This is a genomic window from Arthrobacter sp. G119Y2, assembly GCF_038069765.1.
GTDB lineage: Bacteria > Actinomycetota > Actinomycetes > Actinomycetales > Micrococcaceae > Arthrobacter_B.
On sequence record NZ_JBBPFS010000008.1, the window covers coordinates 105,143 to 128,180 of the forward strand.

General features: G+C 64.4%; 21 protein-coding genes. 16 read left to right on the plus strand and 5 right to left on the minus strand.

Translation table 11 applies throughout. The features are described from left to right. Positions 1-2 precede the first annotated feature (2 nt). The 3 genes from WKB88_RS16060 to WKB88_RS16070 are packed head-to-tail and all read right to left on the minus strand — an operon-like array spanning position 3 to position 4,284. Positions 3-941 (minus strand): restriction endonuclease, encoded by a 939-nt coding sequence (locus tag WKB88_RS16060; protein ID WP_341395556.1) that lies wholly within the window; start codon positions 939-941, stop codon positions 3-5. Between the two features lie 2 nt (positions 942-943). Beyond that, on the minus strand, positions 944-2,266 hold the full coding sequence (locus tag WKB88_RS16065) for a restriction endonuclease subunit S (RefSeq protein WP_341395557.1): 1,323 nt from the start codon (positions 2,264-2,266) through the stop codon (positions 944-946). After that, a complete protein-coding gene (locus WKB88_RS16070; RefSeq protein WP_341395558.1) occupies positions 2,263-4,284 on the minus strand; it encodes a type I restriction-modification system subunit M in 2,022 nt (673 codons plus the stop codon). Before WKB88_RS16070 ends, WKB88_RS16065 begins: the two co-directional genes overlap by 4 nt. Before the next feature lie 546 nt (positions 4,285-4,830). Here WKB88_RS16070 and WKB88_RS16075 point away from each other — a divergent pair. From WKB88_RS16075 to WKB88_RS16085, 3 genes are all read left to right on the plus strand, one after another. Next, the gene (locus WKB88_RS16075) at positions 4,831-5,376 is read left to right on the plus strand and encodes a hypothetical protein (RefSeq protein WP_341395559.1); all 546 of its coding nucleotides are present in this window, start codon (positions 4,831-4,833) and stop codon (positions 5,374-5,376) included. 422 nt (positions 5,377-5,798) lie between these two features. After that, the gene (locus WKB88_RS16080) at positions 5,799-6,155 is read left to right on the plus strand and encodes a variant leucine-rich repeat-containing protein (RefSeq protein WP_341395560.1); all 357 of its coding nucleotides are present in this window, start codon (positions 5,799-5,801) and stop codon (positions 6,153-6,155) included. A gap of 133 nt (positions 6,156-6,288) precedes the next feature. Further along, the gene (locus WKB88_RS16085; RefSeq protein ID WP_341395561.1) at positions 6,289-7,551 is read left to right on the plus strand and encodes an arginine deiminase; all 1,263 of its coding nucleotides are present in this window, start codon (positions 6,289-6,291) and stop codon (positions 7,549-7,551) included. Here the strand turns inward: WKB88_RS16085 and WKB88_RS16090 are convergent. After that, entirely contained in the window at positions 7,548-8,531 is a 984-nt protein-coding gene (locus tag WKB88_RS16090) for a DMT family transporter (protein WP_341395562.1), read from the minus strand. The two genes, WKB88_RS16085 and WKB88_RS16090, sit on opposite strands and share 4 nt — an antisense overlap. A gap of 82 nt (positions 8,532-8,613) precedes the next feature. On the opposite strand from WKB88_RS16090, the gene WKB88_RS16095 reads away from it, so the two are divergent. Next, positions 8,614-9,498, plus strand: a complete 885-nt coding sequence (locus WKB88_RS16095; RefSeq protein WP_341395563.1) for a LysR family transcriptional regulator — start codon at positions 8,614-8,616, stop codon at positions 9,496-9,498. Between the two features lie 7 nt (positions 9,499-9,505). Here the strand turns inward: WKB88_RS16095 and WKB88_RS16100 are convergent, their stop codons facing one another. Continuing rightward, entirely contained in the window at positions 9,506-10,069 is a 564-nt protein-coding gene (locus tag WKB88_RS16100; RefSeq protein WP_341395564.1) for a hypothetical protein, read from the minus strand. A 949-nt stretch (positions 10,070-11,018) separates the two neighbouring features. On the opposite strand from WKB88_RS16100, the gene WKB88_RS16105 reads away from it, so the two are divergent. The 12 genes from WKB88_RS16105 to WKB88_RS16160 all read left to right on the plus strand — a co-directional run bounded on the left by WKB88_RS16105 (position 11,019) and on the right by WKB88_RS16160 (position 22,739). After that, a complete protein-coding gene (locus WKB88_RS16105) occupies positions 11,019-12,038 on the plus strand; it encodes an iron-siderophore ABC transporter substrate-binding protein (protein WP_341395565.1) in 1,020 nt (339 codons plus the stop codon). Beyond that, positions 12,035-13,075 (plus strand): FecCD family ABC transporter permease, encoded by a 1,041-nt coding sequence (locus tag WKB88_RS16110; RefSeq protein WP_445818943.1) that lies wholly within the window; start codon positions 12,035-12,037, stop codon positions 13,073-13,075. The genes WKB88_RS16105 and WKB88_RS16110 overlap by 4 nt, the downstream gene beginning before the upstream one ends. Continuing rightward, positions 13,072-14,193, plus strand: a complete 1,122-nt coding sequence (locus WKB88_RS16115; RefSeq protein WP_341395566.1) for a FecCD family ABC transporter permease — start codon at positions 13,072-13,074, stop codon at positions 14,191-14,193. The genes WKB88_RS16110 and WKB88_RS16115 overlap by 4 nt, the downstream gene beginning before the upstream one ends. Then, positions 14,190-15,023 carry an ABC transporter ATP-binding protein gene (locus tag WKB88_RS16120; RefSeq protein ID WP_341395567.1) on the plus strand — a complete coding sequence of 278 codons (834 nt, stop codon included), beginning with the start codon at positions 14,190-14,192 and terminating at the stop codon, positions 15,021-15,023. The genes WKB88_RS16115 and WKB88_RS16120 overlap by 4 nt, the downstream gene beginning before the upstream one ends. Before the next feature lie 113 nt (positions 15,024-15,136). Then, the gene (locus WKB88_RS16125; RefSeq protein WP_341395568.1) at positions 15,137-15,568 is read left to right on the plus strand and encodes a GlcG/HbpS family heme-binding protein; all 432 of its coding nucleotides are present in this window, start codon (positions 15,137-15,139) and stop codon (positions 15,566-15,568) included. Positions 15,569-15,609: 41 nt separating this feature from the next. Beyond that, positions 15,610-16,221 carry a phosphatidic acid phosphatase gene (locus tag WKB88_RS16130; RefSeq protein WP_341395569.1) on the plus strand — a complete coding sequence of 204 codons (612 nt, stop codon included), beginning with the start codon at positions 15,610-15,612 and terminating at the stop codon, positions 16,219-16,221. Between the two features lie 116 nt (positions 16,222-16,337). After that, positions 16,338-16,835 (plus strand): hypothetical protein, encoded by a 498-nt coding sequence (locus WKB88_RS16135; RefSeq protein ID WP_341395570.1) that lies wholly within the window; start codon positions 16,338-16,340, stop codon positions 16,833-16,835. Further along, entirely contained in the window at positions 16,832-17,830 is a 999-nt protein-coding gene (locus tag WKB88_RS16140) for a hypothetical protein (RefSeq protein ID WP_341395571.1), read from the plus strand. The genes WKB88_RS16135 and WKB88_RS16140 overlap by 4 nt, the downstream gene beginning before the upstream one ends. Next, positions 17,781-18,362, plus strand: a complete 582-nt coding sequence (locus WKB88_RS16145) for a hypothetical protein (protein ID WP_341395572.1) — start codon at positions 17,781-17,783, stop codon at positions 18,360-18,362. The genes WKB88_RS16140 and WKB88_RS16145 overlap by 50 nt, the downstream gene beginning before the upstream one ends. A gap of 5 nt (positions 18,363-18,367) precedes the next feature. After that, a complete protein-coding gene (locus tag WKB88_RS16150; protein ID WP_341395573.1) occupies positions 18,368-18,799 on the plus strand; it encodes a hypothetical protein in 432 nt (143 codons plus the stop codon). Between the two features lie 445 nt (positions 18,800-19,244). Next, positions 19,245-21,356, plus strand: a complete 2,112-nt coding sequence (locus WKB88_RS16155; RefSeq protein WP_341395574.1) for an NAD(P)/FAD-dependent oxidoreductase — start codon at positions 19,245-19,247, stop codon at positions 21,354-21,356. Between the two features lie 174 nt (positions 21,357-21,530). Continuing rightward, a complete protein-coding gene (locus WKB88_RS16160; protein WP_341395575.1) occupies positions 21,531-22,739 on the plus strand; it encodes an alpha-hydroxy acid oxidase in 1,209 nt (402 codons plus the stop codon). Positions 22,740-23,038: the final 299 nt, after the last annotated feature.

Below are 23,038 nucleotides of genomic sequence, written 5' to 3' on the forward strand. Positions count from 1 at the left end.
CCCTAGAACTTGTCGAAAAAGTCCTGATCGACTTTCTTGACGACGACGGTGCGGTCCACCTGTACGCCCACTCCGTATTCGAACATCAGCGTAGCTAGTCGCTGACCGTCGATCAGGATAAGCGTGTAGTGCGCGGTATCCCGGGCTACAGCCCGTGCACCGCTGGTAAAGCTGGACGTGGTGATGAAGATGCCCTTGGTGGCCCGGAACTGGCCGAGCGCACCGCTGAACGCCTGGACCTCGGGCGCGCCGACGTTGTTGCCTTCGGAATACCTCTTCGCCTGCAGATAGACCCGGTCGAAGCCCAAGGCGTCCTGCCAGACGATGCCGTCCACGCCCTTGTCCCCGGAACGCTGCGTGGGCTTGAGGTTGTCCTCCCGGTCCGTGCCGTAGCCCAGTGCCCGCACTACAAAGGGGATCAGGTGCTCGAAGGCATCGGGGGAAAGCTCCAGCAGATTGCGGTAGATCTCGTCAATGACAACTTGGTTCAGCTGGGCAGCTGATTGCTCCAGGGTCTCAGACGGGTCGGGCTCAAAGACGACGGCGCTGGCGTCTTCCGCGGAACCCGGCAGTGCGCTGACAGTTGCAGCCTTGGGACGGCGGGAGATGTTCTGGTACGCGCGGTACGGCTCGTACTCCATCAGTGTCTCGTGTGTCAGCCGGGCGCTGCCAGCTGCACGGGTCTGCCCCTCGTCACTGATCCGGTACTGCCCGCGGGCTTCCCGGATAAGCAGGCCCGCCTTCATCGAATCGAAGACCGCCCAATTGATGCGGTTGGCCCAGCGTGCCTCACCGGAGGACATGATTTCCGCCATGTCTTCCTCGCTGAGGTGTTCGCGTTCGGCGACGGTCGCCCGGATTTCTGCATTTCGCCGGGTCTGTCCGTCAGCCATGATCCGGATAACCGGGTCGATAAAACCGTGCCATTGTGGAAGCGCCATGCTCAGGCCGCCATTTCGCGTACGTCAATCTTGCCGGTTACTGCTGCGGAGATGAGGGCGGAGCGGCGCTCTCGAAGCAGCGAAATGGCCTGCTGCGCCTTCAACGCGAGGGTATCGAGTTGTTTCGTCCTGCCGTCGAGGTATCGGGCTATTTCGCCCTGCTCACTAAGGGGTGGTACCGCTAGATCGACCGTAAGAAAGTCAGAATAGGAGAGGTTTTGCATACTGGAGCTGGCGCCTACGCGGCGAAATTGTATTTGTGAGCGGTATCCATCTGTTTTAGTCCACCAGTACATGAACCGCGTATTTGCCTCTTTGAATTCGATTTGCCATAGCTTGTCTGAGAGGAAAAGCGTAGGTATGTCGGTTTCTGGCACACCGGTTGATCCAACGAGGTCTGGCGTGTTCGCGCGGTTTACGATGAGGGTTCCGCCCCGCACGGGGCACGTCGCCCGGTCGACGTCTTCGGGTACCACGGTCTTACTGGAACTAGCCAAAAAGTACCCCTTGGATACGGCACCAGTTTTAAGGACGCCTATATGTCCTGAGCCGGCGGGGACATCCGTTCCGTTGACGCTCGTCCCTGATTCCTGCTTTGGATGCGTCCACTTTATTCGCGAAGCCGTCCAATGGATGGGCGATGCTGGAACCCAAGGGATGCCAGAAGGCTTGGTGGGAACTGAGTGGCCGAGCCCCTTCGTGACGGCTTGGGTGATGATGGCCTGGCGCTTCTCGGCCAGCAACTCGATGAGTCGCTCCTGTTTCGCGGTCAGCTCATCAATCTTCGCCGTCTCGCGGTCGAGATAATGGACAATCGATTCTTGAGTTGTTACAGACGGCAGAACTATGGGAAGCCATTTGAGGTCCCAGAATTGCATGGACTGGCGTAGACCGCCACCCATCGAATAGAAGACCTTTTGAAGGTCGTAAGACCGGAGTAAATATGAGAGGAAGCGAGGACCGACCTGAGTCGGACTCAGCGCTAGATAGGCGGAGGTTATAATTCCCCGCTCTGGAACAATGGCGGAACGAAGGCTGCGTTTATCGTTCTGGAGGTCCGTTAATCGCAGGACTATGTCATCTTGTCGAACTATTTGATAGGTGCTGAACGAGGCAGGAAGCAAACCACCCACGGCATTGATATCTTTGCGGATGATTCGGCCATAGCTGAGTGAGAGCAAGTTGGTCTCGCTGTCCTCAGAATTTTTCGACCTGCTTTCATGAGCGACCGAAAAGAGGGGGCTGACATTCCATTCCTTGGGTATGGCGCCCACCCACGGTATTTTTGAGTCCTTGTATTCCGAGTACGGCGACACTCCCTTCACTGCTCAACCTCTGTAAGCAGATCCGTGATCTCGCTGATGATTTTGGTGAGGTCGGCATCGATCTCCTCCAATGGGCGGGGCGCAAGGTACTTGTAGAAGTGTCGCGTGAATGGAATCTCGTAACCTATCTTGGTTTTCGACTCGTCGATCCAGGCATTTGGAACGTGGGGGAGGACCTCACGCTCGAAGTACGTTTGGATGTCTTCGTTCAGCGGCACGTTCTCGGTGTCGCGGAGATCAGGGTCCGCCTCAGGCTTGCCTTTGGGCCCGGTGCAGATGTCCGCGGTTTCATCACGTTCGGATAGGGCAGCGAGCACCGCTTTGAAAACCGGCGCCGGCAGCTTTAGGCCAGTACCGTTCAGCAGAGGTTTCAGAATCTTTAGGAACTCTTCACGATTCTTGTACACCCGGCCGGTTTCCTCGGCAGCAGACCGCAGTGTCTTTTCGAGGAGCTCCTGGTCATTATGCGCCAGTTTGAGGACAGGTCTCTGCGCCAGGGCCGCATCGACCCGCTCGGATGTGAACGCGAAGTTCAGCCGCAGTGGGCGTTCGACCGTGATGGTGGAGTAGCCGAAGTCCCGGTTGTCGAAGATCTTGGAGGTCTCGCCGTCGTTTTCGAATGCTCCGTAGAGCTGGACGATCCGGTTGATGTCCTCCGGGCCGAGTTCCTTGCGCTTTGAGCCGAGACTCTTGCGCATCTTGCGGTAGAACTCGACACCGTTGATCAGCTGGATCGTCCCCTCACGGCCCGGGGCTTTCTGCTTCTTGGCGTTGGACAGGATCCAGACGTAGGTGGCGATGCCGGTGTTGTAGAACATATCCGTCGGCAGGGCGATGATCGCCGAAACGAGGTCATTCTCGATCAGGTAGCGGCGAATCTCGGACTCGCCGGATCCGGCGCCGCCGGTGAACAGGGGGCTGCCGTTGAGGACGATGCCGATCCGGGAACCGCCTTCGTGCACCGGTCGCATCTTCTTCACCAGGTGGAGCAGGAAGAGCAGCGACCCGTCGCTGACGCGGGGAAGTCCCGGGCCGAAGCGGCCGTCGAATCCGTGCAGCTCGTGTTCGCGCTGGATCTGCGGTTGGATCTTCTTCCATTCCACCCCGAACGGCGGATTGGAGAGCATAAAGTCGAACTGCTGACCAATGTTCTGATCATTGGCCAAGGTGTCGCCGACAGAAATCTTCGAAATGTCTTGGCCCTTGATTAGCAGGTCAGCCTTGCAGATGGCGTAGGACTCGTCGTTGATTTCCTGGCCGTAGGCGACCAGTGAGGCACTCGGGTTGTGTTCGTGCAGGTGCTCCTGGGCGACTGTGAGCATTCCGCCGGTTCCGGCGGTGGGGTCGTAAATGCTGCGCACGATACCCGGTTTTGTGAGGACTTCGTCGTCGTAGTTCAGCAGCAGCTTGACCATCAGCTGGATGACCTCGCGGGGGGTGAAATGCTCACCGGCGGTCTCATTGGAGGCTTCAGCGAAGCGGCGGATGAGCTCCTCGAACATCAGGCCCATCTCAATGTTGCTGATGGTGGCCGGGTGCAGATCGATTGTGTCGAAGGCCTTGGTTACGTGGTAGAGCAGGTCCGCCGCATCGAGCTTCTCGAGTGTTTTGTAGAACTCGAAGCGTTCGAAGATGTCGCGGGTGTTCTCCGAGAATCCCTGGACGTAGTTCTCGATGTTCGCCCTGATGTTGCTGGGGTCATTCAGCAGACGTTGAAAATTGAAGGGCGACGTATTGAAGAAGCTGTACCCGGAGGCCTTCTGCAGGAAGGTGTCCAGCGGAATGTTCAGGTCCTTCTTTGCCTCCTGCTCCGCGAGGACCGCTTCCTTGGTCTCCTCCAGGACGCAGTCGAGGCGGCGCAGGATGGTGAAGGGCAGAATCACCGACCCGTACTGTGCGGGTTTGTAGGTGCCCCGCAGGATATTTGCGATGCTCCACACCAGGTTGGCGTTGTTGTTGCCGGCCACTGCTACCACTTTCTGTGCTGGCGGCAGGAGACTGATTGCTTGACTGGTCATCGCGGAGCCCCTGCCGTGCAGCGATTATTGATGTCGCACGTATAGGCCAATTGTACGGTCGAGGAAGCTCCGGCATGTCGCCGTCGAAACAGGGGGCTATGGGCCCTCAGAGACGCTATTACATCCGTTACCGTCCGCCGCCTACGCCTCCCCTCCAATCCGGATCACGGCCAACTTCCCCTCAACCGATCTGGACAACGCCCGAGCACCCCCAGTTAAACCGGATGGCATGGCACAGATCCTCATCCCGAAGTCTGACGGGACCTTCCTGCGAGCCGGACCTAGCCGGCTACTCGGATGTGGAACTTCAGCACATCCTCGTCTAAGACACAAAGCTGACCCCAACGGGTAGGGCGCTCGTGGAGGGCAGGCTGACCGGCAACGCCCGACGTGTATTGACGACTACGGTGCACGCCGTCAGTAGTAGAGCCAATGATCTGACAGCAGTCTTAGCTGCATGAACTCAACCAATCCCTGTCGAACTGTCATCGGGATCCCAGGGACCAGATAGTCTTTGGAAAAGATTTCGTATACTTTGGGGGAATAATGCGAAAGCAGCATGTTTTGGGATTGTTAGTTCTTGGTGCAATTGCATTAGCCGGTTGCTCTTCGGAGGGCGGGCCATCCGCCGAAAATCAACCGGCGCCTTCCACCGCAACTGTAATCAGTCCGGAGACAACGTCCTCAGCTGAGGAACCGGCTGAAGTGCCGCCCGAGCCGGTAGGGGCATTGACCGTTGCTGAGCGACTTCAGGCTGCCATCCCTTCGGTCTCGTCGGTTACAGAAGTGACCGAAAACAATGACTCAAACAACCTGATCGGGCGTCCCGGGCAGTATATGACGGCAGCGTGGGTTGCAGATGCTTCGGCTGACCCCACGCAGACGGGCATTGACGGCGGAGCGGTGGTAGAGGTTTTTGCAAATGCTGAAGATGCTCAAAGCCGCTCGACCTATATTCAGGACACATTGCGCAGCATGGGGCCGGCCTTCGGGACTGCGTACCACTACTTCGATGGAAGTGTTCTTCTCCGGGTCTCGGGAGTAATAGTGCCGAGTCAAGCTGCGCTTTACGAGCAGGCGTTCGTGGGTTAGCTGTAATTCCCAGAGCGGTTGCGAAAGCGGCGGTTGAGGAAGGGCACTATTGAACCTGGCTGAATTTCCTGAACCCTTGAAGCGCGACAATGGAGGAGTCACTTCGTTCCAGGCGTGCTGCCTCTAGTAATGTCACAAGAAGGTCGCTGCCCCGCTCAATCTTGGAGATCCGCGAGGTGCTCGCGCAGTCCCGGGTACGCGCTGTTCTCAGCGAGCACCTTCTCGAAGTCTTTCCTGGCCATCGAACGCTTGCCTTCGCGGAGATAGGTCAGCGCCCGCTCAATGAGGGTGCGATGCCGCAGATCCGCCGGACGGGATCGAATCCGGAGTGCCTCTTTGAACGAGGCACGTGCGGGTCCGGATTCGGACCCTGCCCCACCTTCTGCAAGGATGGCAGTAAGGCTACTGATAAAGGAGATCCCGTGCAGAACGAAATGCAGGAACATCCCGCTGACGAGAACGCCCCGTCCACTAAGCGGACCACCCCGCTGATGAACATCCCGGCGGCGGACATCGTCGATGCCGGAGCATCAGCAGCCAGGCCGCGGGACGTGGACCCGGCCGAGGTCGCGATCCTGGCCGAAGCCGAAGACCCGGGCACCACCGGCCTGCGGCTGCAGGAACTGGCCACCGACGAGCCCAAGGCCCGCCCCGCCGTCGCCGCCAATCCGGCCGCCGGACCCGAACTGCTCAAATGGTTGGGCGGGCTCGACGATCCCGCCGTGAACGAGGCACTCCGCCGCCGCAAGCAGGCCCAGCAGGCTGAAAGCGGCCACTAAGTTTCTAGACTGTGGAGGGACGGACAATAAGTCCGCCCCTCCACATTTATATGCGCTGCGTTCCAGCAAAGCGCATCGAACAAAACCCCGGCAGCCTGCAGCGAAGCAGGCTGGATATTCCAAGGAGAACCACATGTTTCCCGCCACCTCCGCACCAAACGCCGCCAACTACGGGGTGTACTCGGAGGTCGGGAAACTGCGCAAGGTCCTCGTCTGCGCCCCGGGGCTGGCCCATGAACGGCTCACCCCCACCAACCGTGAAGACCTGCTCTTCGACGACGTGATGTGGGTGGAAAACGCCCAGCGCGACCACCTGGACTTCGTGAACAAGATGCGCAGCCGCGGCGTGGACGTGGTGGAACTGCACGACCTGCTGGGCTCCACCATGGACATTCCCGAGGCGCGGACCTGGCTGCTGGACCGCAAGATCATCGCCAACCGGGTCGGACTGGGCCTGGTGCCCGGCACCCGGGCCTTCCTGGACTCACTCAGCGGGCCGGAACTGGCGCGGATCCTCATTGGCGGGCTCACGACGTCGGACCTTCCCGATGACTACCTCTCCGGCTACGTCGGCCTGGTCCGGGAATCCCTGGGCCGGCCCGAATACCTGCTGCCGCCGCTGCCCAACACCCTCTACACCCGCGACACCACGTGCTGGATCAACGGGGGACTGACGCTGAACCCGCTGTACTGGCCGGCCCGCCACGACGAGACCCTGCTGATGCAGGCCATCTACCGGTTCCATCCGGACTACACGGGCTCTCGAATCTGGTGGGGCGACGCGGAACTGGACTGGGGCCAGGCCTCCCTGGAGGGCGGCGACGTGATGCCGGTGGGCAACGGCACCGTGCTGATCGGCATGAGCGAACGCACCTCCCGGCAGGCCATCACCCAGCTCGCGCAGGCGCTGTTCCAGGCGAAGACCGCCGAGCGGATCGTGGTCGCGGGCATGCCCAAGCTGCGCGCCGCCATGCACCTGGACACCGTCTTCACCTTCGCCGACCGGGACCTGGCCACCATCCATCCGGCCATCGTGGACGGCATTCATGCCTTCACCATCCACCCCTCCGACAAGGCTCCGGGCCTGGAAGTGCGCGACGAGCGGGACCGCCGCTTCGTTGACGTCGTCGCCGAATCGATGGGCTACCGGCAGCTGCGCCTGGTCGAGACCGCGGGGGACTACTACGCCTCCGAGCGCCAGCAGTGGGACAGCGCGAATAACGCCGTCGCACTGGAGCCCGGGGTGGTGCTCACCTATGACCGCAACACCCAGACGAACGCGGCGCTGCGCAACGCCGGCGTCGAGGTTATCCCGATCGTGGGTGCCGAGCTCGGCCGGGGCCGCGGCGGCGGGCACTGCATGACCTGCCCGATCATCCGCGACGGGATCGGCTAAGGACTAACGACGACGGCGGCCGTCCGCCGCCGCGGCAGCGTCGCCACCGCGACACCCGCTAGGGCCAGCGCCCCGCCGAACAGCGCCGCAACCGGCGGCACCTCACGGAGCAGCAGCCAGGACAGCAGCACCACCACGGCCGGCACCGCATAGGTGGTGGCGGCCGTGCGGCCGGCGCTGAACCGCGCCAGGACATAGCCCCAGGTGGTGAACGCGATCGCCGTGGGGAAGATCCCGAGGTACACCACGGCCAGCGTGGAGGACAGCGGCGCCGCAGATAGCTCCCGGACCAGTTCGGGGAGGAACGGCAGGCAGGCCACGGCCGCGGCCAGGCACCCGATCCAGGTCATGGTGGCGGCGTCCACGTACTGCAGCAGCCGCTTCTGCAGGGTGGCCGCACCGCCGTAGAGCACGGCTGCGGTTAGGCCGAGACCAACGCCCACCGGATCGACGGTTCCGGTGGAGGTGGCGGCCGCAATGACGGCGACGCCGGCGAAGGCCACCAGCATGCCGATGATCAGCCGCCGCGGAAAGCCCTCGCCCAGCAGCAGTCCGGCGAGCACAGCCACGATCATGGGCGCCAGGTTCACCAGCAGTGCTGCGGTGCCGGCATCCAGGTGCCGTTCGGCCGCATTCAGCACCAGGTTGTACACCCCGAACCAGGCCAGCCCCCAGACGATCACGAGGGCCAGGATCCGGCCCCGGAGCCGTCCGTGCGCCGACTGGCCGCCCGGCCCGCCGGCGGCCGCCGCTTCAGCCACCCGGCGTCGTCGTCCCGCCACAGCGGCGATGACCATCAGGGCCACCGCCCCCACCGCGATTCGTCCCAGCGTGAGGGCGCCGGGGGAGTAGTCCGCACCGGCGGACCGGATGCCGACAAAGGCCGATGCCCACAGCACCACCGTCACCGCCATCGCGGCCCACAGGCGCGGAGTGGCGCCGCTGGAAACGGAAACGCTGCGGGAAGCTGTAGATGTCATGCCTGTAGTCTTCCCCGCTGGTGGCTTTAGCACCAGTTCCGATTCTTGATCCACACTTCAGTACAGCTGTAGAGTCAGCCGCATGTTGGATGTGCACCGGCTTCGAATCTTCTCCTCCGTGGTGGCCAGCGGCTCCGTGGCCGCCGCCGCGGCCAACCTCGGGTACACGCCCTCGGCGGTCAGTCAGCACCTCACGATCCTGCAGCGCGAAACCGGCCTCACCCTCCTCGAGCGTGCCGGCCGCGGCCTGCGTCCGACGGCGGCGGGGCTGGCGGTGGCAGCGCAGGCGGAAGAGATCCTGGCCCGGCTCAGTGAGGCGGAGACGATGCTGTCCGATCTCCGGACCGGACGCAACGGGCGGCTGTCCATGGCCTACTTCGCATCCGTCGGTGCCACCTGGATGCCCGAAGTGGCCCGGCGGCTGACCACCGACCTGCCCGGCGTCCGGCTGGAACTGCAGCTGCGCGACGACGTCGCTCTGGACCCGGAGGACCGTCCCGATATCCAGCTGGTGGTCGGACGCAAGGGGAGCATCACTCCGGGCAGCGGCTTCGACGCCCACCACCTGGTGGACGACCCCTACGTGGCGGTGCTGCCCGACCATCATCCCTTTGCCTGCCGGACGGAGATCGAGCTGGCGGAACTGGGCGGGGAACAGTGGGTGGACAACGACTTCGCCCACGGGCTGTGCCGGCTAAACCTGCTGGATGCCTGCGCGGCCGCGGGTTTCACCCCTACCTTCCAGATCGAAGCCCACGACTATGCCACCGCCATCGCCTTTGTCAGCGCCGGCATCGGCATCACGGTGCTGCCGGCACTGAGCGCCCAGCAGCTGCCCGCCAACGTCCGCCGGATCCCGGTGGTTCGCCCCGCTCCCGTCCGCTCCATCTACGCGGTGGTGCGCCGCAGCATGGCCGGCACCGAACCGGTGCAGCTGGTCCTGGAGACCCTGTTGGCGGACCAATAGGTGTCCGTCACCGGAAATGGAGCCAGGCGGCACGGCCGGAGGGCGGCTGATAGTCGGAGGTGAGAGGGGGCGTGTAAAGCAGGACATACTGCCCCGGACCGGCTTCGTCATTGGAGAAACACACGTCGCCGCTGGTCGAGCCGCCCGGCGCTATTTTTCCGCCAGCGCCCAGCTGGTTATCGCTTCCATACTGAACGGTGTAATTAATGAGTCCTCCGGGTGTCTGGAGATTCCAGTCAAAGGTGTCGAACGTGATCTGCGCGCCGGAGTTGTTCTTCAGTGTGGTGGACGTACACAGGGTCGGCGAATCGTCATACGTCGTCGTCTTTCCGTCAAAGAGTTCCGAGGCGGTGACGCTGAGCCCGTCGATGGTGAGGGAATCTTCGGGCTGCCCCACAACATCGCCGCGCATCTCACCGGGAAAAACGGGCGCCGCAGCTGGCCCGGTGGGTTCCGCGGAGGCAGTGACCGCATCCTCATCCGGAGCAGCAGCGGTACTTCCGTCATTACCGCCATCGGAAAGCAGGATAACGATGATGAGGATCAGGGCGAGCTCAAAGAGAAGACGCAAATTTCCGGTCCGGGGGCGTTGCGGACGTCTGCGCTGGCGGACGGGATGCCTCGGCTTATAAGGCACAGACGTGTTTTCCGGCGGTTTCACGTAATCAAACCTGGGCATTGTTTTGAGGCCTCATTCTGGTGTGTTGCTGGTGCGCATTCTCCCCGCGGAAATCTACCGTAGTTTCGACCTATCGACGATTTTCCTTATCCAGCCTGCAGCCTGCCGGACTATCTCCGGCCGCACATGAATGGACAACCATGAATCCGGGAAGTGCATCCCCAGAAGCGATCAGGGAACCGCAAACACGCAAGGACTCCTTGGGTAAGGAAGCCAAGAAGCCAAAGTCGCTCAAAATCCGGCTTGCTACTGGTCATTCGGCTGCTGATGCTCGGAATCTTTGTGGTCCTGCCGGGAACTGACCTTTCAATGCAGGAATACAACAACACTCACCCCAGTACATTCCACAACTGCACGGTTACCCGAGCCGACCCCTACCACAGGGCCTCCAGAAAGGGGACGGGTAGCTACAAAGTCCTCATCGACACCTCGGATTGCGGAGACTACGAGTTGGATCGTGGAGTCACTAAGAGCAATTACCGAGACGTTGCTCAAAAACTAACCCCAGGGGAATACCGGCTGGAGCTGGCGGCTACGGCCGTGGCCTTCGAAGGAGTCCCACAAATTCTTCAGCGACCGCGTACTCATCGAGTCGCGCTGGAAGGACCACGGACCGGTAGGGCCCTCAGCGCCGCGGCATCGGTGCCTTCGGCGGAGCGCAACAATGGCGCATCCGGTACATACTTCCGTCCCGCAGGTGTCACAGTCGTAACAACTGTCACAAGTATGGTTAGGCATGCCTTACTCTTGAGTTGTTAGGCAGCCCTAAAACCAGTGCGGCGCCCCGGCTCGCTTCGGTACCAGCCGGGTTGCACCCTCCTGTTGACGAAGGAACACCACCTTGCGCCTCTCCCGTATCACCGCCGTCTGCGCGGCCGCACTGCTCACCACTGGACTGGCGGCCTGCTCCACCCCGGCCGCCAGCAGCGACGAAGCCACCGGCTCCGCGTTTGAGCCCATCACCATCGAGCACGCCCTGGGCACCACCACCATCGAGACCAAGCCCGAGCGCGTGGCCACGGTCAACTGGGCCAACCACGAGGTGCCGCTGGCCCTGGGCATCGTCCCGGTGGGCATGGCCGCAGCAAACTACGGCGACGACGACGGCGACGGCCTGCTTCCGTGGGTCAGCGAAAAGCTCGAGGAACTCGGCGGTGAAACCCCGGTGCTGTTCGACGAAAACGACGGCATCGACTTTGAAGCCGTGGCCGACACCCAGCCGGACGTCATCCTGGCCGCCTACTCCGGCCTGACGCAGGAGGACTACGACACGCTGAGCGAAATCGCCCCCGTGGTCGCTTACCCGGAAACCGCCTGGGGCACCTCCTGGCGCGAAATGATCGAGCTGAACGCCGAAGGCCTGGGCATGCAGCAGGAAGGCGAAGAACTGATTGCCGACCTCGAAACCGAAATGTCCGAAGCCGCCGCCGAGCACCCGGAGCTCGAAGGCAAAAACGCCATGTTCCTGACCCACGTGGACACCACCGACCTCAGCGAGGTCAGCTTCTACACCACAAAGGACACCCGCACCATGTTCTTCGAGGACCTGGGCATGGCAGTGGCCGGCAGCGTCAAGACCGCCTCCGACGCCACCGACAAGTTCTCCCTGACGCAGAGCGCCGAGCAGGCCGACGCCTTCAACGACGTGGACGTGATTGTCAGCTACGGCGGCGAGGAACTCGTCAGCGCGCTGGAAGCCGATCCGCTGCTCTCGCAGATCCCCGCCGTCGCCAACGGTTCCATCGTGCTGCTGCCCGACACCCCGCTGGGCACCGCCGCCAACCCGACGCCGCTGGCGATCTCCTGGGTCCTGGACGACTACCTCGCCCTGCTCTCCGACGCAGCCGCCAAGGCCAAGTGACACTGACGGAACCTGCAGCCCCGGACGCCGCGGTACGACGGCGCCCGGGGCGCCTGCGTGCGCTCTGGCTGCTGGCCGTCGTCGCCGTGCTCGCCGCCCTGATGCTCGCCAGTATCACCGTGGGAGCGCGCGACGTCGGCTGGAACGACATTCTTGCCGCTCTGGGCGGTTCTTCCGACGGCTTTGACGAAGCCGCCGTCGCCAAGCGGATTCCGCGCACGCTGCTCGCCGTCGTCGCCGGCGCCGCCCTGGGCCTCTCCGGCGCCGTGATGCAGGGCGTGACCCGCAATCCGCTGGCCGATCCGGGCATTCTCGGCATCAACATGGGCGCTTCGCTCGCCATTGTTGCCGGCATGGCGTTCTTCGGCCTGGCCGCCGCCTCCAGCTACATCTGGCTCGCCATTGCCGGCGCCGCCGTCACCGCCGTCTTCGTGTACACCGTCGGCTCGATTGGCCGCGGCCCCGCCACCCCGCTGAAGCTTGCGCTGGCCGGCGCCGCGACGTCGGCCGCCCTGGCCTCCTTTGTCAGCGCCATTGTGCTGCCGCGCAACGACATGGCGCAGGGCGTGCGGTCCTGGCAGATCGGCGGTGTGGGCGGGGGCTCGTACGAGAGCATCACCCAGATCCTGCCCTTCCTGCTGGTCGGCTTCGCCATCTGCCTGCTCTCGGCCCGCGGCCTGAACTCCCTGGCCCTGGGCGACGAGCTGGCCGCCGGGCTGGGGGAGCGGGTAGCCCTGGCCCGCGGCGCCGCCTCGCTCGGCGCCGTCATCCTCTGCGGCGCGTCAACCGCCGTCACCGGACCCATCGCCTTTGTCGGACTCGTGGTGCCGCACGCCTGCCGGCTGCTGGCCGGGGTGGACCACCGCTGGCTGCTGCCCTTTTCCGCCGTCGCCGGAGCCGCCCTGGTGACCGCCGCCGACGTGCTCGGCCGTATCATCGCCCGCCCCGCGGAGATCGACGTCGGCATCCTCACCGCGCTGATCGGCGCCCCCGTTTTCATCTACATCGTCCGCCGGCAGAAGGTGCGTGCCCTGTGAACCCCGCAAGCCCCGCCGCCGCCGCGCCGGAGACCGCCGCTGCCGCCACAGGAACCGCCGCTGCCGCCACAGGAACCGCCGCCGGCAGCGAAACCACAAGTGCCGCCGTCGCGCGTGTCCGCTCCGGGGCCGCCCGCCGCTACCGGCTGGTGGTTACTCTGCTCGCCGTCGGCATCCTGGCCGTCTTCGCGCTGAGCCTGATGGCCGGCCGCACCTTCTATGCTCCGGCGGACGTGCTGAACGTGATCCTCGGCGAGGACGTGCCCGGCGCCTCCTTCGCCGTCGGACGCCTTCGCCTGCCGCGCGCGGCACTGGCCGTGCTCACCGGCGCCTGCTTTGGCCTGGCCGGCGTCGCGTTCCAGACCATGCTGCGCAACCCGCTGGCGAGCCCGGACATCATCGGCATCAGCTCCGGCGCCGGAGCGGGCGCTGCCTTCGCCATTGTGGGCCTCGGCCTCGGCGGCGCAGCGGTGTCCACGTTTGCCATTGTTTCCGGACTGATCGTGGCGCTGGCCGTCTATGCGCTGTCCTATAAGAGGGGGGTGGCGGACACCCGGCTGATCCTGGTGGGCATCGGCATTGCCGCGATGCTGGATTCGGTCACCGCGTACGTGCTGAACCAGGCGCCGGAATGGGAGCTGCAGGAGGCCATGCGCTGGCTGACCGGCAGCCTCAACGGCGCGTCCTGGAACCAGGTGCTCCCGGTGCTCGCCGCCATGCTGGTACTGACGCCGGTACTGCTGGGACAGTCCAAAAACCTGGCCGTCACCCGGCTCGGCGACGACGCCGCGTCCGCCCTGTGCGTGCGGGTGAACCTCACCCGGATTGTGGTGATTGTGGCCGCCGTCGGCCTCATTTCCTTTGCCACCGCGGCTGCCGGACCGATCGCGTTTGTCGCGTTCCTCTCCGGGCCGATCGCCGCCCGCCTGGTGGGCCCGGGCCCGTCGCTGCTGATTCCCGCCGGACTGGTGGGAGCGCTGCTGGTGCTGGTGGCAGACTTCTGCGGCCAGTACGCCTTTGGCACCCGGATGCCGGTGGGCATCATCACCGGGGTGCTCGGCGCCCCGTTCCTCGTTTACCTCATTGTCCGCGTCAACCGCGCAGGAGCCTCGCTGTGACCGCAAGCCATTCCCTGAACGTCGAAAACCTCACGCTGGGCTACGGCGACCGCACGGTCATCGATTCCCTGGACCTGGTGGTTCCGCCGGGCAAAGTCACCGCGATCATCGGCGCCAACGCCTGCGGCAAGTCCACGCTGCTGCGCTCGATGTCCCGGCTGCTTACCCCGCGCTCCGGGCACGTGCTGCTGGACGGCAAGGCGGTGCACTCGATTCCGGCGAAGCAGCTGGCCCGCACGCTCGGGCTGCTGCCGCAGTCGCCCATCGCGCCCGAAGGGATCACGGTCGCGGACCTGGTGGGCCGCGGGCGACATCCGCACCAGGGCATCTTTGCGCGCTGGAGCAAGGCCGACGACGACGCCGTCGCCTCCGCGCTCGACGCCACCGAAACCGCCGCGCTCGCGGACCGGGCCGTGGACGAGCTCTCCGGCGGGCAGCGGCAGCGGGTCTGGATTGCCATGGCGCTGGCGCAGCAGACCGATCTGCTGCTGCTGGATGAGCCGACCACGTTCCTGGACGTCAGCCACCAGATTGAGGTGCTGGACCTGCTCACCGACCTGAACCGCTCCCGCGGCACCACCATTGTGATGGTGCTGCACGACCTGAACCTGGCCGCCCGCTACGCCGACCATCTGGTGGCCGTGGCCGGCGGGAAGCTGCATGCTGCCGGCCGGCCCGAGGACGTGCTGACCGAGGACACCGTGCGGACCGTGTTCGGGATGGAGAACCGGGTGATCACGGATCCGTCCTCCGGCAAACCGCTGATGCTGCCGCTGGGCCGGCACCACGTGCTTTCGGACTCGATGTCCGGGGAGCCTGCACACCGCTGAGCCTGCACACCGCTGAGCCTGCACACCGCTGAGCCTGCACACCGCTAGGATCACGGCCGCTAGGATCGCAGGGGCGCGGCTGTCCCGGTCCGCCCCCGCAAAGGAGCGTACGTATGTCCATGCCAGCTGTTCCCACCCTGTCCGAGTCCCGGATCCTTGCCGAGGCCGTGCTGGACAAAGCACGGGAGCTTGGCGTCACCATGAGCGTCTGCGTCGTCGATGCCGCCGGCCACGAGCTGTTGACGATCCGGGGTGACGGAGCGGCGTGGTTCACGCCAGGTGTTGCCCGGGCCAAGGCACAGACGGCTGCCGCCATGAAAAAAGACACTTCAGCCCTCGCTGACCTGGATGCACGGTTCCCCGGCCTGATTCCCCTGATTGCCGACCAGCTGTCCTTCCAGCCCACCGTCCTAGCCGGCGGCGTCGTCGACTCTGCCGCGCAGCCGCTGTGGGCCGTGGGAGTCAGCGGAGCGCTGCCGGAACAGGACGAGGAATGCGCACGGGCTGCCCTGACCGCTGCCCGGGTGGCGGCGGTCGGCCGGTAACGGAGCCCGACTGCCGCCGCGGCTCCCCGTAGAATCGTCTGATGCCGGAAACCACGCAAGTCCCGACGTCGGGCGTCTCCGCTGCCTCCACCCGGGCAGCACGCATCGTCACCGAAACCACCGCCCCGACCGTCCTCGTGGGGCTGCTCCTGCTGCTGCAGCCCCTGCTCAGCCCCGGCGTCACCTGGCTGCAGGGCATCGTGGCGGCGGGTTTCACCGTGGGACTGCCCTTTGCCGGGATCCTCTGGCTGAAGCGGCGCGGGGCGGTCACCGACCACCACGTGGGCAGGCGCGAGCAGCGCGCACCGATCCTGGTCGCGTCCGCGGCGTCCATCGGCGTCGGCGCGCTGCTTCTCATCCTCCTGGATGCTCCGGCGGCACTGTTCGGCGAAATCGGGGGAGTGTTCATCGGGCTGGTCCTGTGCCTGGCGGCAAACCTGGTGTGGAAGCTCTCGGTCCATTCCGCGGTGGCGGCCTACGTGGGCCTGGCGCTGCTGGCTCCCGTTCCGCTGGTGGGATCGGCGCTCGCCCTGCTGCTGGCATCAGCCACCGGATGGTCCCGGGTGAAGCTCGGGGACCACACCCCCACGCAGGTTCTGGCAGGCCATGCAGCCGGATGCCTCGCCTTCGCCGCGGCGCTGCTCCTGCCCTGATGCTCTTCCCCTGAAGCCTGCCCGGCTGTGCCCGCTTTAGCCCTTTTGGGATAAAGTCGGTGCAGTCTCTTTCCATAAATACGCAGGAAATGTGGAAAACACACGATGGGGAATTAATGGCAGTGCGTTTTAGGAAGTCCGACGGCGGTGAACGGGCAGCCTCGGAAGCAGCCGTAGCTGCCCTCAGTCTCGGCGAACACGTGACCTTTGATGAATTGCTGGACGTGGTCACGAAGGCCCATGGAAAACCGATTGAACTTCGCGATATCGACCATTCGGTAATTCCCGCCGTCACCGGTCTGTGGATCGAGAAGGATGCAAAGTCGATCATCCTGCTGCCGTCCGGCGACAACCGGCTGCACCGCACGCATGCGGCGTGCCACGAGTTTGGGCATATTCTCCTGCGCCACCAGGGGTGCGGCGGGGTGGAGACGGCCATGCCGTCCATGTTCCAGCACGTCGGCAGCCGCAGAGGGATCAAGCGGATGCTGGCTCGCTCCCTGGACTGGAATGAGACCGAACGGGCCGCCGAGCACGTTGCCTACCTGCTCTCCCTCGCCCTGCTGCCCGAGGAGCGCCAGAGCCCCAGCGGCTTTGAGCGGACCTTTATATGACCCTCCTGCAAGTCCTGCCGGTCTGCATTCTGTGGGGCGTGGTGGGGATCCGCCTGCTGGGCCTGTGGTTCGGCTGGAAGCCTGGCATCCTGCCGGCCGTTTCGCTGGTGGCGCTGGGGGCCACCCTGAACATTGACCCGGTGTATCTCGCCGTCGACCAGCTGCTGGGCGGCCGGAACCTCCTCAACCTGATTGTTCACCTGCTCATGGGCGTGGGCATGACGGAGCTGAGCCGTCTGCTGCTGCGGGTCACGGGACGGTCCAGCCGGCAGGTGAAGGTGCTGATCAGCATCGGGGTGATCCTGGGACTGGCGCAGATAGTGCTGCTGGCGGTTTCCGACACCCGCGGATCTGCCGCCAATTTCACGGACACCTTCGGGGATGCGCCAACCATCGCCCTGTACCAGGCGATGTTCTTTGTCTGGTTCGGAGCAGTCACCGGATACACCGGCGTGGAAACGCTGCGCCGGAACCGGCGCGGGGAATCCCGGGCGTTCCGCCTCGGGTTCGACATCCTCAGCATCGGCTGCTTAGCAGGGGTCCTCGCAGCAGCAGCCAAAATGGTGCAGATCGGTACTGAGATACTGGGAAGCGGCACCGGTTATGTTGGCGTGCTGGTGATCGGATACCAAGTCCTTCTCGCACTGATGATCATGGGATTCGCCGTCGGGTTCATCATTCCGTTGTGGGAACGGATTCAGGGGACCTTCCGCACACGGACCCGGCGCTCGCAGGACCTGGCCAAGCTGCGGCCCATTGTCACCCGCCTGATCCAGACGGATGAAGGCCGGCGGTCGATGGACGCCGCCAGCATTTCCCTGGACAGCCGCACCTCCAAGACCCAGCTCTACCGCTGGTTCATTTTCATCGGCGACATCCGGGTCCTGAATCCTGAGCTGCTGACGCCCGAGGAAATCGACATCATTGACAAGATAGGCAGAAGAATTGAGCACAACGGTTCACCGGCCCGGTGCACGGCTCGCACTGGCGGCTAGCGTCTCCAAGGTCCTGCCGCCGGCGCTGGTCCTGGCAGTCCTGGTGCTCCTTGCCGGCATCGAAGCGGAACTTGGGCCGCTCGGCGTCGTCGCCCTTCTCGCCTGCATCGTGGGCATCCCGGGCACCATTTACAAGGCATCCAAGCGGCCCTTTCAGCGCAGGGGGCTGCCGGACCGGCTGCGGATCAAGATTCTGGCCGTGCTGACGTTCACCGGCATGGTGGTCTGCTTCCTGATTCCGGTCCCGTCGCCGGTGCCGCTCACAGTGGCAGCGCTGTTCCTGGGTAACGTGAGCCTTGTCTTTTTCCGCCGCTGGCTCAACGTCTCAGCCCACGTATCGGTCATTACCTTTGCCGCCTTGTGGGTCATGTCGACATATGGGGGCGCTTGGGCGTGGCTGTTGATATTATCGCCGTTGATGATATTCAGCCGGGTGTCCCTTCGTGAACATACCTGGCGGGAGGCGCTGTCAGGTGCATCGCTTGGACTGGCAACCTTCTGCTGTTTTCTCGCAGCTATGACTTGGAGCTGAAATACGTGAACGATTTTGATCTTTCCCCGGAGCGCACTGCAGGCCTCCGTCGAGCCGAAACGCTTGCCAGGAAGATCAATCTCCTTTTGGACGTCATCATGTCCGAATCGGGCAAACCCTTTGACTATCCGGCCATCCGGGACGGCGCCCAGAAAGCCGGTTACTACCTTTCCCGCACCAGATGGTCACTGCTGAAGTCCGGCAAGGAACAAGTGGTGCCGGACGAGGCCCTGCGCGCCATAGCCACAGTCTTTGACGTGGATCCGGAATATCTGCTGCAGGACGGCGGCAAGCTACCCGAAAGGGTGGAAGCCGAGCTGGAGCTGCTCCGCAGCCTGCGCCGAGCGGAAGTCCGCAATTTCGCCGCACGCGCCCTCGGGCCAGTGGACCCCGAGGCGCTGAAAGCGATAGCAGCAATTCTGGACGAAGACTCCTGATCCATTCTTTGGGCGAAATAAAACTTTGACCCCGCATGTGACCGATGCTATATTTTCACTCGTGCTTCACACATGTGTGAGACGCGAGTGAAAACCGAAGAATCCCGTAACATCCGCTGCCTGTGGGGGGTCAGCGGAATGTTGCTAAGTGAAGCCGGCGGATGATTTCCGCTGGCTTCGCTGCTTTAACCCTGCAGCAACGGCAGTCCCATTCAGCGGGATCCTATGTCCATTTATTTGCGGCGGCGGTTTAGTTGGGTCAGGGGACCCGGAAACCGTCCCGCACCCGCACCGCACTCGCGCCGCATCCGGCCAACACCACGCCTGCACCATGTCCTCGGCACCCGCCCCCTGCACCACCCCGCACGCCGCCCCCGCAGCCGCGCAGTGCTGCACCCCGCCGTCGTATGTATACGACGTAAACGTAAGCGGTAACATAATGATCGTGACTACCAAAACCTTTCCTCACCTGATGGCCCCGGGCCGCATCGGTCCGATGGAAACGACCAACCGCATTGTCCTGCCCGCCATGGACATGAACGTCTCCGAGCACGGCGAGATTGAACAGGCCGAGATCGATCACTACGTAGCCCGCGCCGAAGGCGGCGCCGGCCTGATCATCACGGGTGCCTGCGCGATCGCCTTCCCGTTCGGCGCGGCCTCCATGAAGGAGCCGGGCCTCTCGGAGGACAAGTTCATCCCGGGCCTGAAGGCGCTGGCTGACGCGGTGCACGCCGCCGGCAGCAAGCTCTGCATCCAGTCCACGCATCACGGCAAAGTGGCCCGAGTGGATACCGCCAACGGCCGGCCGGTGCTCGCTCCGAACCAGCCGGACTACAAGTACGACATGTCCGCGCTGGCCGACAGCACCCCGGCCGAACTCGGCAAAATGGGCGCAGCCACCGCCGGCAAGCAGATTGTCTACCGCGACATGACGGCGGAGGACATTTCCTGGCTGATCGAGACCTGGGCGGACGCCGCCGAGCGCATCGCGAAGTCCGGGGCGGACGCCATCGAAATCCACGCCGCCCACGGTTACATCCTGGGTGTGTTCCTGAACCAGCGGGACAACAAGCGCACGGACGAATACGGCGGCTCCCTGGCCAACCGTGCCCGCCTGGCCTGCGAAGTCATCAAGGCCGTCAAGGAACGGGTCGGGAACCAGCTGGCCATCCTGGTCCGGGTTTCCGGCGAAGAGTACGGGCAGGAGGGCGGACTGTCGCTCGAGGAAGCCATCGGCGCCTCCAAGATGTTCGTCCAGGCCGGCGCGGACTCCATCCACGTCACCGGCTGGGGCCGGAACCCGTTCGACAACTTCACCGACGGACCGCTCCCCAACAAGGTGGGCGCCTACCTGGAGAACGCCGCCGAGATCAAAAAGCACGTCTCGGTGCCGGTCATCGCCGTCGGCCGCATGCTGCCGGAAATCTCGGAAAAGGCACTGGCCGCCGGACAGATCGACTTCGCCGCGATGGGCCGCCAGCTGCTGGCGGACCCCGAGCTGCCGAACAAGATCCGCGAGGGCAAGTTCGACCAGGTCCGCCCCTGCATCAACTGCTACCTGTGCGTGGCGGAGAACTTCTTTGACGACACGCCGTTCTGCGCGGTGAACCCGGCCCTCGGCAACGAGGCGCTGCTGCCGCTGAAGCCCGCCTCGGCAACCAAGCACGTGGTGGTTGTCGGTGCCGGCCCGGCAGGCCTGGAAAGTGCCCGCGTCCTGACCGAGCGCGGCCACCGGGTCACCGTCATCGACAAGTCCGACCGCCTCGGCGGCACCATGTGGTTCTCCACCATGACCACCCCGGACAATGAACGCCTGCTGAAGTGGTTCAAGTCCGAGATCAAGCGCCTGAACATTGCGGTCAAGCTGAACACGAAGGCCACGGTGGAATCCATCCGTGCCCTGCACCCGGACCAGGTCATTGTCGCGACCGGCGCCGTCCGGCCCAAGCCCGACTTCCCGGGCGGCGACCTGCCGAACGTCCAGACCGGCGACACGCTGCGCGCCATGATGCTCGGCACCGCCACCGCCGAGGAGGCCGGCGCCGTGCTGAGCACCCTGGGCAAGCTGGGCCGTCTGTCCGGCGTCACCAAGAGCCCGGAGTTTGTCCGCCAGTTCACCAAGTTCTGGCTGCCGATGGGCAAGAACGTGGTGGTGATCGGCGGCTCGCTGGTGGGCCTGGAGCTCGCCGAGTTCCTCGCCGAGCGCGGCCGCAACGTCACGCTGCTGCACGAGACACAGCAGCTGGGCCTGCCGCTGGCCATGCCCCGGCGCTGGACCGCGGTCAAGGACGCCACCGAGCACGGCGTGAAAATCCACCGCAACGTGAAGATCACCCGCATCACGGAGAAGACCGTCGAATGGATCGAGGGCGAGCAGAGCTTCTCCGCACCCGCCGCCATGGTGGTCTACGCGGACGGCACGACGTCGGCCGCACCCCTGGCGGACGAGCTGCGGGAGGCGGGCTTCGCCGTCGACGTCGTTGGTGACGCCGGCGAGGTCAACTACATCCACGGCGCCATCCATTCCTCCTGGAAGGTGACCACCGAGGTCTGATTTCTCGGCACCTGCGGGGCGGGCGGCACGGTTCTGACGGACCGGGCTGCCCGCCTCTTTTTGCCTGCATTCGTTTGCGTTCGTGTGTTTGGACTCGCGTAACGAACGGTTTTCCACTGCTGCACGGCGTCCCGCCCGTCCTAGACTGGCGGCACACCGAGCCAGAAAGCAGCCATGAAACGCCGAATTCCCCAGTACTCCGAACTCCGCGGCCTCGTCCAGTTCAAGGCCTTCGACTTGGACCGCCGGCGCGCACGGCTGGCCGGGGCCACCAACGTCTGGGAACTGCGGGACATTGCCAAGCGGCGGATTCCCGCGGCGGCCTTCGACTATGTGGACGGCGGCTCCTTCGGCGAGCAGACGCTGCGCCGGAACCGGGCGGCGTTCGACGACGTCGAATTCGTGCCGAACGTGCTGCGCGACGTCACCAGCGTTGACCTGAGCACCAAGATCGCCGGGACTGAAGCTGCGATGCCGGTGGGCATCGGGCCCACCGGGCTGACCCGGCTGATGCACTCCGACGGCGAGATCGGGGGAGCGCAGGCAGCGGCGGCATTCGGCATTCCGTTTTCGCTCTCCACCATGGGCACGGCATCCATCGAGGAACTCACCGAGACGGTGCCCGACGCCGCCAAGTGGTTCCAGCTCTACCTCTGGAAGGACCGGGAGCGGTCCCGGGAACTGGTGAGCCGTGCGGCCGCCGCCGGCTACGGCGCGCTGATCGTCACCGTGGACACCCCGGTGGCCGGGGCCCGGCTGCGGGACACCCGCAACGGCATGACCATGCCGCCCACCCTGACCCCGAAGACGATCCTTGACGCCTCCTACCGGCCGGAGTGGTGGTTCAACTTCCTCACCACCAAACCGCTCGGCTTCGCCAACTTCGAGGGGGAGCGGGTGTCCCTGGCCGAGACGGTGAACACCATGTTTGAACCCTCACTGAACATGGTTGACCTGGACTGGCTGCGCGAGACGTGGCCGGGGAAGCTGATCGTCAAGGGCATCCAAAACCCCGCCGACGCCGTCGAGGTCTTCGCCCGCGGCGCGGATGCCATAGTGGTGTCCAACCACGGCGGCCGGCAGCTGGACCGGGCCCCCGTGCCGCTGCGCATTCTGCCGGCCGTCCGCGCCGCCGTCGGGCCCGACGCCGAGATCATCCTGGACTCGGGCATCATGTCCGGCGGCGACATCGTGGCCGCCATTGCCGCCGGCGCCAACTTCACCCTGATCGGCCGTGCCTACCTGTACGGGCTGATGGTCGGCGGGCGGCAGGGCGTGGAGCGAGCCCTGGGGCTGCTGCGCACCGAAATGACCACGGTCATGCAGCTGCTCGGCGTCACCAGCCTTGCGGAGCTGACGCCGGAGCATGTGCGGCGGGTGTGACCCCTTGCGACACAGGTTCCCACCCTTTGCTATCTGACGGGGCTGGTGTTGTCTCACCAGTAACAGCAGCAACAGAGAGTGGGAACGCGTGCTCGCTCCCTTCCTGACGGCGGGGTCGGCGGCCTGCTCCACCACTAGGAGGCAGGTCCAACCGGGCCGGTTCTCCCCGAGTCGGTGACACACGTTCCCACCCTTTGTCACCTGACGGGGCTGGTGGTACCTCAGCAGCAACACCAGTCACAGAGAGTGGGAACGCGTGCTCGTTCCGTTTGTTAAGCGTCCGCCGGGCCCTGGCCAGA